Origin of the sequence: Glutamicibacter sp. TV12E (assembly GCF_052441935.1) — a bacterium.
Taxonomy (GTDB): Bacteria; Actinomycetota; Actinomycetes; order Actinomycetales; family Micrococcaceae; genus Glutamicibacter.
Map to the genome: position 1 here is coordinate 2,048,311 of NZ_JBQVVF010000001.1, position 15,450 is coordinate 2,063,760.

The 15,450-nt window shown below is 61.4% G+C and carries 15 protein-coding genes and 1 tRNA gene; 7 read left to right on the forward strand and 9 right to left on the reverse strand.

All coding sequences use genetic code 11. From position 1 onward, the window contains the following. Positions 1 to 125 precede the first annotated feature (125 nt). The 5 genes from hutU to cobA all read right to left on the reverse strand — a co-directional run bounded on the left by hutU (position 126) and on the right by cobA (position 5,905). Positions 126 to 1,796, reverse strand: coding sequence for a urocanate hydratase (gene hutU, locus ACT7DV_RS09610; protein ID WP_444662131.1), 1,671 nt, complete (start codon positions 1,794 to 1,796; stop codon positions 126 to 128). Between the two features lie 217 nt (positions 1,797 to 2,013). Continuing rightward, positions 2,014 to 2,805 carry an IclR family transcriptional regulator gene (locus ACT7DV_RS09615; RefSeq protein WP_444662133.1) on the reverse strand — a complete coding sequence of 264 codons (792 nt, stop codon included), beginning with the start codon at positions 2,803 to 2,805 and terminating at the stop codon, positions 2,014 to 2,016. A gap of 43 nt (positions 2,806 to 2,848) precedes the next feature. Beyond that, positions 2,849 to 3,757 (reverse strand): carbohydrate kinase family protein, encoded by a 909-nt coding sequence (locus ACT7DV_RS09620; RefSeq protein ID WP_444662134.1) that lies wholly within the window; start codon positions 3,755 to 3,757, stop codon positions 2,849 to 2,851. Positions 3,758 to 3,794: 37 nt separating this feature from the next. Further along, positions 3,795 to 4,895 (reverse strand): uroporphyrinogen-III synthase, encoded by a 1,101-nt coding sequence (locus ACT7DV_RS09625; protein ID WP_444662136.1) that lies wholly within the window; start codon positions 4,893 to 4,895, stop codon positions 3,795 to 3,797. Next, entirely contained in the window at positions 4,895 to 5,905 is a 1,011-nt protein-coding gene (cobA, locus tag ACT7DV_RS09630; RefSeq protein WP_444662137.1) for a uroporphyrinogen-III C-methyltransferase, read from the reverse strand. The genes ACT7DV_RS09625 and cobA overlap by 1 nt, the downstream gene beginning before the upstream one ends. 288 nt (positions 5,906 to 6,193) lie before the next feature. On the opposite strand from cobA, the gene ACT7DV_RS09635 reads away from it, so the two are divergent. Continuing rightward, on the forward strand, positions 6,194 to 6,868 hold the full coding sequence (locus tag ACT7DV_RS09635) for an alpha-ketoglutarate-dependent dioxygenase AlkB family protein (protein WP_444662139.1): 675 nt from the start codon (positions 6,194 to 6,196) through the stop codon (positions 6,866 to 6,868). 14 nt (positions 6,869 to 6,882) lie between these two features. Here ACT7DV_RS09635 and ACT7DV_RS09640 read toward each other — a convergent pair whose 3' ends face one another. After that, positions 6,883 to 7,830 (reverse strand): endonuclease/exonuclease/phosphatase family protein, encoded by a 948-nt coding sequence (locus ACT7DV_RS09640; protein ID WP_444662140.1) that lies wholly within the window; start codon positions 7,828 to 7,830, stop codon positions 6,883 to 6,885. A 143-nt stretch (positions 7,831 to 7,973) separates the two neighbouring features. On the opposite strand from ACT7DV_RS09640, the gene ACT7DV_RS09645 reads away from it, so the two are divergent. Beyond that, positions 7,974 to 9,200: an MFS transporter gene (locus tag ACT7DV_RS09645; RefSeq protein ID WP_444662142.1), complete on the forward strand. Its 1,227-nt coding sequence runs from the start codon at positions 7,974 to 7,976 to the stop codon at positions 9,198 to 9,200. A 3-nt stretch (positions 9,201 to 9,203) separates the two neighbouring features. Here the strand turns inward: ACT7DV_RS09645 and ACT7DV_RS09650 are convergent, their stop codons facing one another. Further along, positions 9,204 to 9,629: a VOC family protein gene (locus tag ACT7DV_RS09650; protein WP_444662143.1), complete on the reverse strand. Its 426-nt coding sequence runs from the start codon at positions 9,627 to 9,629 to the stop codon at positions 9,204 to 9,206. 192 nt (positions 9,630 to 9,821) lie between these two features. On the opposite strand from ACT7DV_RS09650, the gene ACT7DV_RS09655 reads away from it, so the two are divergent. The 4 genes from ACT7DV_RS09655 to ACT7DV_RS09670 all read left to right on the forward strand — a co-directional run bounded on the left by ACT7DV_RS09655 (position 9,822) and on the right by ACT7DV_RS09670 (position 11,735). After that, positions 9,822 to 9,897 (forward strand) — tRNA-Ala (locus ACT7DV_RS09655). Positions 9,898 to 10,203: 306 nt separating this feature from the next. Beyond that, entirely contained in the window at positions 10,204 to 10,428 is a 225-nt protein-coding gene (locus ACT7DV_RS09660) for an alpha/beta hydrolase domain-containing protein (protein ID WP_444662145.1), read from the forward strand. A 2-nt stretch (positions 10,429 to 10,430) separates the two neighbouring features. Further along, positions 10,431 to 10,661: an alpha/beta hydrolase domain-containing protein gene (locus ACT7DV_RS09665; protein WP_444664828.1), complete on the forward strand. Its 231-nt coding sequence runs from the start codon at positions 10,431 to 10,433 to the stop codon at positions 10,659 to 10,661. A 129-nt stretch (positions 10,662 to 10,790) separates the two neighbouring features. After that, on the forward strand, positions 10,791 to 11,735 hold the full coding sequence (locus tag ACT7DV_RS09670) for an SDR family oxidoreductase (RefSeq protein WP_444662147.1): 945 nt from the start codon (positions 10,791 to 10,793) through the stop codon (positions 11,733 to 11,735). A gap of 44 nt (positions 11,736 to 11,779) precedes the next feature. On the opposite strand, the gene ACT7DV_RS09675 is transcribed toward ACT7DV_RS09670, so the two are convergent. Then, a complete protein-coding gene (locus ACT7DV_RS09675) occupies positions 11,780 to 13,120 on the reverse strand; it encodes a DUF222 domain-containing protein (RefSeq protein WP_444662148.1) in 1,341 nt (446 codons plus the stop codon). Positions 13,121 to 13,440: 320 nt separating this feature from the next. Continuing rightward, entirely contained in the window at positions 13,441 to 14,073 is a 633-nt protein-coding gene (locus tag ACT7DV_RS09680) for a GntR family transcriptional regulator (RefSeq protein ID WP_444662150.1), read from the reverse strand. A 154-nt stretch (positions 14,074 to 14,227) separates the two neighbouring features. On the opposite strand from ACT7DV_RS09680, the gene ACT7DV_RS09685 reads away from it, so the two are divergent. Next, positions 14,228 to 15,445, forward strand: coding sequence for a sarcosine oxidase subunit beta family protein (locus tag ACT7DV_RS09685; RefSeq protein WP_060702540.1), 1,218 nt, complete (start codon positions 14,228 to 14,230; stop codon positions 15,443 to 15,445). Positions 15,446 to 15,450: the final 5 nt, after the last annotated feature.

Genomic DNA, 15,450 nt, shown 5'->3' on the forward strand with positions numbered 1-15,450 from the left:
GCGTTAAGGCAGCGTTTACTGTGCCCATGTCAGACAGCGTTTCTTCACTCTTCGAGAGTTAAAGCAAGAGGTTCGCGTACATTGCCAGTTGATCAACAGGAAATGCACGCGAACCTATCAAGGTGCTACTTGCCGCTCATCGGAATCCGTACGGATCGCTGCTCGGCAACCTCGATGGCGCGCTCGTAGCCGGCGTCAACGTGGCGGATGACGCCCATGCCCGGGTCGTTGGTCAGCAGCGCCTCAAGCTTGGCTGCTGCCATCTCGGAGCCATCGGCCAGCGATACCTGGCCGGCGTGGATTGAACGGCCCATACCTACGCCGCCGCCGTGGTGGATCGAAACCCACGAAGCGCCGGAGCTGGTAGCGGTCAGGGCGTTGAGCAGTGGCCAGTCGGCGACTGCATCCGAGCCGTCCTTCATGGATTCGGTTTCGCGGTATGGCGAAGCAACGGAGCCGGAGTCGAGGTGGTCGCGGCCGATCACGATCGGGGCGGAAATCTTGCCCTCGGCAACCAGCTTGTTGAACAGCAGGCCTGCCTTGTGGCGTTCGCCGTAGCCCAACCAGCAGATGCGTGCCGGCAGGCCCTCGAACTCGACCTTCTCAGCAGCTGCATCCAACCAGCGGTGCAGGTGCTCGTTCTCTGGGAACAGTTCCTTCAGGGCCTCGTCGGTGACGCGGATGTCCTCTGGATCGCCGGAAAGTGCAACCCAGCGGAATGGGCCAAGGCCCTCGCAGAACAGCGGGCGGATGTAGGCAGGAACGAAGCCTGGGAATTCGAAGGCGCGGGTGTAGCCGCCCTTGCGAGCCTCGTCGCGGATCGAGTTTCCGTAGTCAAAGACCTCTGCGCCGGCATCCTGGAACTCAACCATTGCCTGGACCTGGGCTGCCATGGCTGCCTGGGCCTTCTTGGTGAAGCCGATGGGATCTGCCTTGGCTTCTGCGTCCCACTGTTCCATGGTGTATTCGGTCGGCAGGTAGCTCAGTGGATCGTGGGCCGAGGTCTGGTCGGTGACGATGTCGATGGTGAACTCGCCGGCCTGGTGACGCTTGAGCAGTGCTGGGAAGATCTCGGCGGCGTTGCCGACATAGCCCACGGAGAGCGGACGTCCTTCGGTCTTGGCGGCCAATACCTTTTCCAGCGCCTTGTCCAGGTCCAGCTCCACCTCGTCCAGGTAGCGCTTGGAAACGCGGCGGCGCAGGCGGGACTCGTCCACGTCGATGATGAGCACCGCACCGCCATTCAAGGTGACCGATAGCGGCTGAGCGCCGCCCATGCCGCCGCAACCGCCGGTCAGGGTCAGGGTGCCGGCCAGGGTGCCGTTGAAACGCTTCTTGGCAACTGCCGCAAAGGTCTCGTAGGTGCCCTGCAGGATGCCCTGGGTGCCGATGTAGATCCATGAACCGGCGGTCATCTGGCCGTACATCATCAGGCCTTCGGCCTCCAGCTTGCGGAAGTGCTCCCAGTTGGCCCAGTCGCCGACCAGATTGGAATTCGCAATAAGGACTCGCGGTGCCCACTTGTTGGTCTTGAAGACGCCGACCGGCTTGCCTGATTGAACGAGCAGGGTTTCGTTGTCTTCCAGGTCCTTGAGGGTCTCAACGATGGCATCAAATGCTTCCCAGGAGCGGGCAGCCTTGCCGGTGCCGCCATACACCACAAGATCCTCGGGGCGCTCTGCCACCTCGGGGTCGAGGTTGTTCATCAGCATGCGCAGTGGGGCTTCGGTGGCCCAGGACTTGGCGGTCAGTTCGGTGCCGCGTGGTGCGCGGACAACTCGTGGTTCGTGGCTCATGAAGATTCCTAACGATGTAATCTAGCTAACTACTTACATCATTGGCCATCGAGCAGTCGCTGAGTACCTCGCAATCACTGGACTTGTCCGGTATTTCAGATCCAGGGGTGGAGCTTGGTGCTGCGCGACGCTGCATCCCACGGCGGCCCTATGCGGCAGGCTGCCGGGAGGGACCGCATGGGCAATACAGCATCATCATGCTTGGACGCCGCATTCTCTAGCCGGTCGTCGAGGATCCCGCCGAACGCTTTCCCTGAATTCGCGTGGTGATCAGCGCTGCGGTCGAACGAATCTGCTTAAGCAGCTTGTCCCACTGTTCCTCGGGCACCCGGTCTGCGAGGAAGGTGACTGCAACGGCGGCCACCGGCCAGTTGCCGGCATCCCGGATTTCCACCGCCAGCGAGTGGAAATCCGGGGTGACATCCCCGCGTTCCACTGCGTAGCCGCGCTGCGAGCACTGCTCCAGCTCGCGGCGCAATTGCGCGTAGCCGGTGATCGAAGAGCTTTCCACGCGCTCCGAGAAACTGGCCGCGCTGGGATACAACGCGCGCACCTGGGATTTGGGCAAGGCCGCCAAGATGGCCCTTCCTGAAGCGGTCAGATGGGAAGGCAAGCGCACCCCTACATCGGTGACCAGCGACGGGCGGCCTTTTGCGCGTTCTTCCACGATGTAAAGGACATCGGATCCATGCAGGATTGCCAGATGCGCGCTCTCGCCGACCTTGTCCACCAGCTGGGCGATGAGCGGACCGCCAAGCCGGGCCAGCGGTTCCTGCCGGGTGTAGGCGCTGGAAAGCTCGAAAGCCGCGACTCCCAAGCCATAGGACTTGTCCTCCGGATAATGGGTGACAAATCCACGCTCGTTCATGACCGCGAGCAGCTGGTAAACGCTGGAGCGGGGCAAATCGAGCAGCGTGGCAATCATTGCCGCGGGAGTGGGAGCTTTCCTGCTGGCCAGCAACTGGAGGATCCTCAGGGTGTTATCCGATGCCGGGACCTTGCTACCCATGTGGCCTCCTTGGCACAGTGCGGATCATGTTCTGCGACAAATTCTAGCGCCCGGCCCCGGCCATGAACTCGTTGAGCTCGCCCAGTGTTGGCGGGTTGGCGCCGGTGCGGGCAACGGTCATCCCCGCGCAAGCGGCCGCGATCTGCAACGCCGCCTCCAGCTCGGCGCGATCCAGCCTGCTGCCATCACGCAGGTCCTGGGCCAACGGGCCATCAACGATTCCATGCAGCAACCCGGCCATGAATGCATCCCCGGCACCCACGGTGTCGACGGTGGGCACGGAAAGCGAGGGGACCACGACTTCGCAATTCCGGGTGCGTGCTTCGGCGCCGCGGGCGCCAAAGGTCATCACGGCCAGGGAAGCGCCAAGGTCCAGCAGATGCTCCAGCACGCGGTCGGCATCCCACCCGGGGTACAGCCACATTGAATCCTCGTCGCTGAGTTTGACCACATGGGCCAGGGAGCTCAGCTTCTCGATATGGCTGATGGCCTTGGCCCGGTTCTCAACCAGGGCTGGACGCAGGTTCGGGTCGTAGCTGCGCAGCTGGTTGGGTGGCGCGGCGAGGAACAGGTCAATCAACTTCTCCGCGCTGGGGGAGCGGAAGGCGGCGATGGACCCGGTATGGAGCAGCGAGGCATCGCTGGCGGCCAGCTTGCCCAAGCTGCAGTTCAACTCGAATTCGTAGCTGGCATTGGCGGACCCATCGAGCACCACGGTGGCCGTGGAGGTTGGCGCAGCCGACTGCGATCCTTCAGCCAGCTCGACTCCCGAGCCCTGCAGGTGATCGGCGATCAGCCGCCCATGCTCATCTGTTCCAATATCCGTGGTCAGCTTGACCTCATGGCCCAGCCGGCCCAAGCCCACCGCGACATTCAGCGGAGAACCTCCGGGATGAGCCACGGAGTTGACGATGTCCACCAATGCCTCGCCGGCAACCTGAATTGAAACCATGGTTTCGATCCTACGTAACCCGGGCAGAAAATGCTCGCTAGACGTTCAGCCGGTACCCGCGCTTGATCACGGTGGTGATAATTTCCGGCTGGGGCAAGGCCCGGCGCAGCCGGCTCAGCGTCATGTCCAATGCGTGCCGCGAGCTGACCTCGGGCAGGGCGGCGCTGAGCTCATCGCGCGAGAGCACGCTGCCGCCGGCCTCGATCAGCGCGCGCACCAGCTCGGCCTGCCCCGGAGTCAGCTCGCAATTCTGGTCCTGGATCGACAGGGTGCGCCCGCGCAGCTGCACCTGGCCATGCACGGTCTGCGCCTGCAAGGTGCCCAGCGAACCCAGATGCTCAACGAGCTGGCCGATCATCGCGCCCATGCGGTGGCGTTCGGGAACCAGCGGGGTGATGCCGGCTTCTTCCAGCGGGGAAGCGGTCACTGGCCCAACGGTGGCCACGGCCACGCGCTCGGCCAAGGAACGCTGCAGGGCGGGGAGCCGATTGCGCGCATTGGCGGCGGCGAATAGCGCGTGCACGCTCGGTGCGCTGGTGAAGGTCACCGCGTCGAAGTGCGCCGCGCACAAGCCCTCCACCAAAGCCGAAATCCCGGTGTCGCTGCTGGTATCCTGCCAGCGGTACGGCTCGACCTTGATCACCCGCCGCGCCCCGAGCTCGCGTAGCTGCTGTGGCATTCCATGATCCGAGTCGGCGTGCAGCTGCAGGGCCACGGTGGCTGAAGCAAGCTTCCCCTTGATCATCTCAAGCAGCGAAGAGCTGCGCCCGTCCTTGGCCACGCCTGCCGGCTCCAGGCCCAGCGCCCGCACCGACCCATGGGCCTTGGACCCGCGCACATAGAGTTCGGACTGGCTGAAGGCGGTGATCAACTCGTCGCCGATCCCGGCCGCCTCAGCGGTATCCAGCCAACGCCGCAGCCCGTAGGCGGTGGTGATCACCACGACCTGCGGCCGGGCCTCGATCAGCTTGTGGGTCTGCGCCAGCAGCTGCTGCTCGTCATCCAGCGGGGCCAGGCGCAGCAACGGGGTGTGGGTAACCTCAGCGCCACGCCGTTCAAAAGCTTCGATCAATTCGGCTGAACGCCGATCGCTGGTCACGGCGATGCGGAATCCAGCCAAGGGTTTCGCGATATTCATCAGGCGGTCTCCAAAGCAGGTTCGATACTGGCGGCCGGCACCGCATTGAGCAAGGACTGCGGCAATTGCGCCACCTCGCCGATGACGATCACGGCCGGATTCGAGTGTGCGCGGGCCACCTCGGCCAGGGAGCAGAGCGGCGCATGGCTGGTGCGCTGGATATCGGTGGTGCCCGACTGCACGATGGCGCAGGGCATGTGTTTGGGCATTCCCACGCGCAGCAGTCCCGAGACAGTTTGTTCGATGGTTCCCATGCCCATCAGGATCACGATCGTGCCGCCCAGCTTGGCCAACTGCTCCAGCTGCTGCTCGCCGAGCGGATCGTGCCCGGAGACCACGGTGAACATGGTGTTCACCCCGCGGGCCGTGACCGGAATGCCCGCGGCGGCTGGCACGGTGATGCAGGAGCTCAACCCTGGAATCACGCTGACCGGGATCTTGGCGGCGGTGGCTGCAGCGACTTCTTCAAAGCCGCGGCCGAAAACATAGGGGTCCCCGCCCTTGAGCCGGACAACCTTGGCACCGGCCTGCGCCGCCTCGATCATCCGCGCTTCGATCTGGCGCTGGGTGAGCTTGTGGTGGCCGGGCAGCTTGCCCGAGTCGATGATGGTGGCCTGCGGCGCCAGGACCGCAAGATGCTCGCTGGGACCGAGCCGGTCGGCGAAGACCACCTCGGCCTCGGCCAGGGCGCGCACCCCGCGAAGGGTCATCAGGTCCAAGGCGCCAGGGCCGCCGCCGAGCAAGGTGATCGAACCGGTGGCAGCGGCCGGAGCCGCCCGCAATACCGGGATCCTTGCCGCGGCCACCACCTGGTCAAAGCGCTCGGGACGGTGATCGCAAATCACCAGCAGGCCCGCCCGTTCCAGCTGCCCCAGCGCCTGCTGCGCGTCCTCGGCAAACAGTAGGCTGCAGCCTTCGGCGCTCAAGCGGTCGGCGGTGGTTTTGCTGGCGGATCGGCTGCCTGCGATCAGCACCATGCACTGGGAAAGCTCGAGGTCTATGCCGATCATGATCGCTTCGATCCGTGCTGGATTTTCCTGAATGACATGGGATGCTCCTTGGAATAAGTGGTGCTACCCAGCGTAGGGCTCCAGCTTTTCCCGTAGGTATCGCAAATGTTTCAGGTGTAATAAATCGAATAAAGGTTAACCTTCTGGAAATGTTCGAGTCGGAGAGATGAAACACTAGGTCATTAATGTCAGTAGTGTTGCAAGGCACTGGGCCGGCAACCTGCAAAATTCAGTGAGCGAATACGCAGGAGCTTGCCGACCGATGCCTGCAACGGGCACGCTGGGTGCATGGAATCGCTTTTTGATGACAGCGCCTTGGCCCGCGCCGGGGGAATAGTGCGACCCGGGGTATGGCATCTGCCCGGTTGGCTCAGCCCCGCCGCGCAGGATTGGATCGTTGCACGCTTTTTCCAGTGGGGACACGGACCTGTCCCGCCCCACCGCACGCACATCAATGGCCATCCCATGAGTGTGCAATCGCTGAGTTTGGGCTGGCATTGGAGCCCAAACCGCTATTCAAAAACCGCCGACGACCTCGGCGGCGCACCGGTGGCGCCGATGGAACAATGGCTGGTGCGACTGGGCCAGAACGCCGTGGCCGAAGCCACCGGCGATGCCCGGCGCGCCGCAGCCTATCTTCCCGACGCCGCCATCGTGAATTTCTACGACCACCAAGCCACCATGGGCATGCACCAAGATGCCGACGAGCGCATTAACGCGCCGGTGGTTTCGCTGTCCATCGGCGACTCGGCAACCTTCCGCCTGGGCAACACCGAGAACCGGAACCGGCCATGGCAAGACCTGCGCCTGGCCTCCGGGGACCTGCTCATCTTTGATGGCCCGGCACGCTTTGCCTATCACGGGGTGACTAGGATCCACCCTGGAACGGCCCCTGCCAGGTGCCAGCTGGGCGCTGGGCGCATCAACATCACCCTGCGCCAAACCGGGCTGCAGTCCATTTAGGCTTGCCAGCTGGGCTACTGCGAGTTGTCCAAATCGATGGTGGCTTGCAGGGCGTAGTGATCCGAGTCGCCGATCGGCAGGCGCTTCAGATCGGCCGAGGCCACTCCGCGCAACATCATGTGGTCGATCCCGAGCACCGGGAAAGGGGAGCGCGGCCAGGTCACCGCCAGCCCCCAATCGCTGTAGGCGGCCTCGTCCAAGGCATCCAGGACCGGGGCAAAGTGCCGGTCCGTGCTGGTGGCGTTGAAGTCGCCGGCGGCAATGATCTTGGCTGAATCATCGGCCTCGACATAGCTGGCCAGCGAGGCGAGCATGGCATCGCGTTCATGATGTCCGGTGGGCCTGGCCGAAGCGGCATGCACCGCGTACAGCCGCACGTCGCCATGCTCGGTACTGACATCAACACGCAAGGCGCGATTCCAGCCCAGCCCCAGGTCCAGTGGCTGTGCATTCTTCAATGGGTAGGCGCTCCATACACCCACGGTGCTGACCATGTACCGGTAAGGGTGGGTTTCGGACAGCTCCTGGCTGATCTGCTCTTCCTGGCCCTGCCCGATCTCCTGCAGAGTGATGACCTGCGCCCCGGAAGCGGCCAGTTCCCGGGCCGCTTGCAACCCCGCCGACTCGTGGACATTTTGCGTGGCCACTTCTAGCGAGGCTTGCGGCGCGTACTTTGCATGCGGAATGAAGCTGCTGCCAAAAAGCACCGACCACACCACTACGGGAACCAGCAATCCGATGAAGCTGGCTCGTCCGCGCACCACCAGGGCGATGACCAGCAACACGGGGATCCCCAAGCCTGCCCAGGGCGCAAGATTGTCCACGACCAGGCCAAGGCCCAGGATGTCGGGGACCTGCTGATGGAATACCATCAGCCCTGCCAGCGCTAAGCAAAGCAGGACAAAGAAGACCCTCGCGATAATCAGCGGGGCCGAAAGGCGTTGGTGCGATGCATGAGACATAGGACTTAAACAGTGGCACAAAATACTGTGGGAATCGTAATTTTCAGCTGGAGAAGTGCCCCGGCGATTCCCCATAGTCACTACGATGGAAATAGCGCGCCGAGGATGCCGCGATCATGCACCTGCCTAGAATTGAGAACTGAATGACTGCCTACCTATCCGGCGGAAAATTATTATTGGCGATCCTCGCTCTGGCCATGGGCGGCTTCGGCATCGGCGTTACCGAATTTTCGATGATGGGCCTGCTCCAGGAAGGCGCCCTAGACCTCGACGTCAGCAACTCGCAGATGGGGCTGATGATCAGCGCCTACGCCATTGGCGTGGTGGTCGGCGCTCCGGTGCTCACCGCGATGGCTGCCAAGATCCCGCGCAAGCGCGCGGTGCAGCTCCTGATCCTCTTTTTTACCCTCGCGAACCTCTCCTCGGCCTTCGCTCCCGACTACAACACCATGCTGATCACCCGCTTCCTTGCCGGGCTGCCCCATGGCGCGTACTTCGGACTGGCCGGCGTGCTGGCTGGAAGCCTGGTGCCTGGAACCATGCGTGGCCGCGCTATTGCTTGGGTGATGCTCGGGCTCTCGGTGGCCAACGTCGGCGGCGTCCCGCTGGTCACCATGCTCGGCCAGCAGGCCGGCTGGCGATCCATGTTCTACATCGTCGCGTTCATCGGCCTGGCCACCGCGGTACTGATCACCCTGTTCGTTCCGTGGCGCAAGGCTGAACCAGGTGCCAGCATCCGACGCGAACTCACCGCGCTGAAAAGCCCGCAGGTGTGGCTGGCCATGGCCACCGGCATCGTCGGCTTCGGCGGGTTCTTCGCGGTGTATTCGTACATCTCGCCAACGCTGACCGAGGAGTCCGGCCTGAAGATCACACTCGTCCCGATCGCCCTGGCCCTGTATGGGCTGGGCATGGTGGTTGGTTCGCTGATTGGCGGCCGCCTGGCGGACTGGTCGGTCTTCGGCGCCATCAAGCTCTCAAGCGTTTTGATGGCCGCGACCATGTTGGTTTTCGCGGCTGTGGCCAGCTGGGTGATTCCGACGATGATCATGGTCTTCGTGCTGGGCGCCGTGGGCTCGCTGCTGATTCCGAGCCTGCAGACCCTGCTGATGGACTCGGCTCCGCATGCCCAGTCCTTGGCAGCTTCGTTGAACCACTCGGCGCTGAACGTTGCCAACGCCTTGGGCGCCGCCCTGGGTGCTGCCGTGATTTCGGCTGGTCTTGGCTACCGCGCGCCATCGTTGGTGGGCGCGGGCCTGGCAGTACTGGGTCTGCTGATCGCCATGATTACCCAGGCGCGAGCAAAGAAGGTCGGCTTGCTCGTGGGCCGCGAGGCCATCGCGGCCCACGAGCGCACCGTGATCGACTAGTTTCTAGCCCTGCACGGCGGAGATGTTGAACATCCACACCACGCCGAACTTGTCGCGAAGCTGGCCGAAGGAGTCGCCCCAGGGCGCTTTCTCCAAAGGCACCTCGATGGTGGCGCCGGCCGTCAACGCTTCCCACCACTTGGTTAGAACCGCGTTGTCGGCTTCGTCGGTGGCATCGCTGCTCAGGGCAATCACCCCGTTGCCGCTGACGTTCATCTCCGGGGGAGTGTCTGAAGCCATCAGGTGGATGCCGCGTTCCACGAAGAGTGACGAGTGCATGATCAAATCTGCGGTGGCGGGGTTGCCATCGTTCATGCCTTCTTGGAAGGTCATCATCGATAGCTCGCCGCCGAGTGCTGCGTTGTAGAATTCCATGGCTTCGCGGGCATCACCGGCGAAGCGAAGGTACGGGGTCATTCCAATGGCCATGGGATCGCGCCTTTCACTGACTTCTTGGCGGAGCCGATCGGCTCCGAGATCATTCTTGCATCGCTGAGGGACATTTTGAATAGGCGCGATGTGATCAGCGTCTCCTATAGCCGATTTGGTGTTTTTCCAGGACCTCCGGTAGAGTTTTATCTCGGTTCAGCGGTGGGAATACCAAAGGGACCAGCTCTTTTTGGGGGTATGGCGCAGTTGGTAGCGCGTCTGCATGGCATGCAGAAGGTCAGGGGTTCGAATCCCCTTACCTCCACCAAATGAAATAAAAATCTCCCGGTCATCTGACCGGGAGATTTTTGTATTCCAAGCTGTTCGAGGTTGCGTCGAAGCTTTAATTGAGCTCTTGCCGTGGCCATGATCGTGCAATGACGATTGCCACTTCAGTCTCTAGTTCCGGCCGGCTTCAAGGTCGCCAAAAGCAACGGCGAGCAATTCAAGGATCGTGCGTTCTTGCGCGCCGTCCGGTTCCGCATTGTTCCGCTATTCGGAAGCCTCGGACATTGCCCACGGCCCATTGCCGAGCATGCAAGAAGGGATGCCGAAAATTAAGCGGGAATGGGGCATGTTGCCACCATTCCCTGCACGAATCGGGGCAGAACCGAACCTGCCGAGCACCCTGTCATATCGTGACGCGGCCGTCCGCAGCGTGCATCGTTGGCTGATCGAAGGAGTCACGCCAACAAGTTCGCCACGAATTGATGTTGCAGGGGATTCTCCAACTATCGGTCGTGACGAGCTCGGCTTCGCGAGCGGTGGTATCCGACTGCCACAGATCGACTGCCACTAGGACTGTTCCGCGGATCTGAATGTGCTGCCTCGCCGCTTGAAGAGCTCACGGGCACCTTCGAGCCTTTCAACGAACAGACCCTGGCCTCGCTTTACGCATCGGAACAGGACTATCTCGAAAAGCTCGCAGCGTCGATCAGTGCTGCGTTGGAGGCAGGATTCATCCTGCCTCCTGATGCGGACAAGCTTCGCAAGGAGGCGCCAGAGGCTTACCGGTCGGCTGTCGCCCGCTAGGATGGCGTTTCCTTCGTAGCGGGAATCCAGCGGTAGAAAGCAGACATTCTTGTTCGCTTCCTACCGCTTCTTCTTTGCCGGTTGCATCAAGGTCTAGGCTGGGACTACACCTACCAGTTGGAGTAGCTTATGCCGCGCACCGAAATTGACCTCGACATCCCAGATCTCAGCGGCCGGCGAGCTGTTGTGACCGGCGCCAGCGATGGCGTAGGAATCGGCATCGCAACCCGGCTCGCCGCAGCCGGCGCCCACGTGGTTCTGCCTGTTCGAAATAGGCAAAAGGGCGAATCTGCAATCGGCAAGATCCGCTCGACTGTCCCGGCGGCCAGTCTCGAATTGCAGTCCATGGATCTTGCATCGCTGGATTCTGTTGCTGCCTTTGGCGCCGCCATGAATGAACATGGCTCACCGATCCACATCCTGGTCAATAACGCTGGCGTCATGGCGCCGCCAGATCGTCAAGAGACCAAAGATGGTTTTGAACTTCAGTTTGGAACCAACCACCTAGGCCACGTCGCTCTAGTCGGTCACCTACTGCCATTACTCAAAACGGGTAAGGCTCGCGTGACCTCGCAAGTAAGCATTGCCGCTAATGAGGGATCCATAAATTGGCAGGATTTGAACTGGGAGCGGTCGTACCGCGGACAGCGTGCCTACAGCCAGTCCAAGATTGCTTTGGGGCTCTTCGGGCTGGAACTGGATCGGCAAAGCAAAGCGCACGGGTGGGGGATATCGAGCAATCTTTCTCATCCAGGAGTCGCCCCAACAAACCTGCTGGCGGCTCGTCCTGAGATTGGGCGAAGCGCTGAAACCCCATTCCGCAGAGTGATTCGATTCCTCTCGGAAAAAGGACTAGTTCTGGGAACCGTTGAGACCGCGAAGCTTCCTGCACTCATGGCTGCAGCTGCTCCGGAAACCGCTGGAGGTGAGTTCTTTGGACCGAGCGGATTCCTCCATTTGGGCGGTGGCCCGGCGAAACAACCGTTGTACTCCCGGCTCACTTCGGAACCGGAAGCCCAACGTGTTTGGAAGGTGTCTCAAGAAATGGTTGGAATGGATTTTCAGGTGAACTAGCGTCACCATTGTGCGGATTCTTCATTTTGCATCCGTCGTCGACATCATGCGGGAATGTCTTCAATGTCCGGTGGAATGTCCTGGCCATCAGGCGGACTGCCGCCACTGTCTGGCGGCCGATTGAGCCAATCTTCAAATGTGCGTACCCAGTCGGCTTCACTCATGTGCTGTGGGTAAGGCTTATGCGCAAAACCGGTCGCTGGCGGTGCCGTGGACCGGTACTTGATGCCCATGCCGGTGTTGATCAGCATTGAATGTGGTCCGCTCTTGAGGACGAATTCCTGCCATCCTGGGGTTTCCTTGGCTTGGTTGCACAACTTGCAACGACCGTCGGAATTGATCACGCAGGTATGTCCGCCTAAATAAGCTTGGGTGACATGGTCGATTTCCTCAATCGTTCCGTCGCAGAATGGGGTGCGGCAATGTCTGTCGCGTATTTTGACGAATTTCTTCATTTTCTCCGGGAAGATCCTCGCTTTGGAATCCATCGCGATCAGTTCCTTGTCACCCGGGGCGGTATACAGGCGGATGAGTTCGATGGTGGCTTCCAGCGTTTCAACGAAAGCCGGTGAGCGAGTGGCGGCCATGTCAGCCAGGGTCATGTTGTTCATGATCTCCTGGCCGGCAACCAGCTCACGGGCGTACTGGGGAGCAATGACGCCGTAGCCTTCCAGGTGGGCGGGATTCCTGTCGCCGAGAAAAAGCGTCTTATCTGTCATTACCAAGCCAAGAGTTAGGGTGAGTGGAACCTTGGCCTCGGGGTTGGTGCAGAAACTCGAGAAGTAGTCTGCCTCTATCTGCGCCCGGGTGCGGGAATCGCCCTTTGCTTTGAGGCTGCGAGCCGTGGCTTTCATGTCATTCTTCATGGCGATCCCCGCGCTGATGGGGATACTGCCGTTCACACGCATCATGCCGGTGCGGGAATTAGGCGTGAATTTGACGAAGCGCTTTTCCTCAGCAGATTTCTGTTCCTTGCACTGCTGGTCCGAAGCGTAGGTCAGGGTGAAGTCGTAGACAGCGTCACTGATTTTCCTATTGCCCAGGTTCTCAAACATCTTCGGATTCTTGGCGAAAAGGTCGTCGAATTCTGTTCGGCGTTCTTCCTTGACGGAATGCAGCGGGGTGAGAATAGCCCGAATCTGGGCCTCGGTGAATTCGCCACGGCTATATGCAGCGGCCAGATGTGGAGTGCTTTCGAAGAGGATCCGGCAGTTCTCTAAATACGTTTGGTAGCCATGGGGGTCCGTGCGGCGGGCGAGTGCAACGGCGGCAGCTGCGCCACGGTTGAGCTGACTGCAGGCTTTGCTTCCGGGATGCTTTTCGGAATTGGATTGCACCACGTCAATTTCGAGCTGATGAGAAAGTGCAGCTTGGTGGTAGTTCAATGAGGCCACGGTGGATTCGAGTTCGGAAATGGCTTCGGCGCACTCGAATTTAGTTCCATGTTCTTCAAGGTATGCCAGTCTAGTTTCCAGCGCTCCGATCACGGCATGGATGGTGCCGTGATCTGATGGGTCGGGATGATCCCCCGAGGGGGTTACTATTTCGGACATATTCTCATTTTACGCTGGGTAGTCGAATATGTCTTCGAAAGTTTAATTATGTGTGGATAACTTTTAGAACACGATAAAGTCACACATCAAGTAGTGATTAGCTGGGCATTGATGGCTGAATATCGGCATGGAATGGGCGGTGGATTTTTGGGTCAGAGAACGGCGCGGACCGAAGCTTCGAAACTTGCGATGTGGTCGCGAGCCAGGGTGCTGGCAGTTTCAGGGGCTTGATCGAGGACTGCTTTGAGCAGCGCCTGGTGCTCGGCGATATGCGCGTCGATGCTCGGCAGGCGATCGAGGGTGAGGCACCAGATGCGCGTGGCGAGGTTATCGAGCCGGATGAGGGTCTCTTCCAGGTGGTGGTTGGCGGCGGCCTGGTAGATCAGGCGGTGCACGGCCAGGTCGTTTTCCATGAGGCTGCGCCGGGTCTCGTCGCCGGTGAGATGGGAGATGGTGCGGAGGGTCTGCTCGATTTCGGCCCGGACTGATCCGCCACCCAGCGCGGCGGCTCGATCGGCCGCAAGGGGTTCCAGGGCTAGGCGCACTTCGGTTATGGCGGCGAGCTCGGTGATATCCACGCGCGTGGCGAAGGTTCCCCGGCGCGGGTAGGAATGGACCAGATGGTCGACTTCGAGCCGCTTGAGCGCTTCGCGCAGCGGGGTGCGGCCGATATTGAGCTCCTGGACCAGCTGGGCTTCGTTGATCGGCTCGCCCGGGGCGATATCCAGCATGATCAGGCGGTCGCGCAGTATCTGGTAGGCGCGATCTGAGAGGGATTCGCTCATGGGGACTCCTCCTGCGGTGCGTAGCATCAAAGTAATTTTCGCGTACCCATTGACCGGGTTTCGCTTTCTATCATACAGTGAATCGCAGATTGATATATCAGTTGTCGGCAATTCATACATTGCACGCGGTACTGTCGAAGATTGGAGATTCACTGTGGCTGATCTGCTGCCTGAACACCCGGAGTTCCTGTGGGCGAATCCGGACCCCAAGAAGTCCTACGACGTTGTGATCGTCGGCGGTGGCGGCCACGGCCTGGCTACCGCGTACTTCCTCGCGAAAAACCATGGCATCACCAATGTCGCAGTCCTGGAAAAGGGGTGGCTGGCCGGCGGGAACATGGCCCGCAACACCACCATCATCCGCTCGAACTACCTGTGGGATGAATCGGCCGGCATCTACGAGAAGTCGCTGAAGCTCTGGGAGCAGCTGCCCGAGGACCTGGAATACGACTTCCTGTTCTCCCAGCGCGGCGTGATGAACCTGGCCCACACCCTGGGCGACGTGCGCGAATCGGTGCGCCGCGTGGAGGCGAATAAGCTCAACGGCGTGGACGCCGAATGGCTCGACCCCTCCCAGGTCAAGGAAGCCTGCCCGATCATCAACACCAGCGACAACATCCGCTACCCGGTCATGGGCGCAACCTGGCAGCCACGTGCCGGCATCGCCAAGCACGACCACGTGGCTTGGGCCTTCGCCCGCAAGGCCAACGAGATGGGCGTGGACATCATCCAGAACTGCGAAGTCACCGGCTTCATCAAGGACGGCGAGAAGGTCACCGGCGTGAAGACCACGCGCGGCACCATCAACGCCGGCAAGGTCGCCCTGGCAGGTGCCGGGCACTCCTCGGTGCTGGCCGAAATGGCCGGATTCGAATTGCCGATCCAGTCCCACCCGCTCCAGGCCCTGGTCTCCGAGCTGTTCGAGCCGGTCCACCCGACGGTGGTCATGTCCAACCACATCCACGTCTACGTCTCCCAGGCCCACAAGGGCGAACTGGTGATGGGCGCCGGGATCGACAGCTACAACGGCTACGGCCAGCGTGGCGCTTTCCACGTGATCGAAGAGCAAATGGCCGCGGCCGTGGAGCTCTTCCCGATCTTCGCCCGGGCGCACGTGCTGCGCACCTGGGGCGGCATCGTGGATACCACCCTGGATGCCTCGCCGATCATCTCCAAGACCCCGATCCAGAACCTGTACGTGAACTGCGGCTGGGGCACCGGCGGATTCAAGGGCACCCCGGGCGCCGGCTTCACCCTGGCGCACACGATCGCCCACGACGAGGCGCACCCGCTGAATGCCCCATTCAGCCTGGAGCGCTTCGAAACCGGCCACCTGATCGACGAACACGGCGCCGCAGCCGTCGCACACTAGGAGCA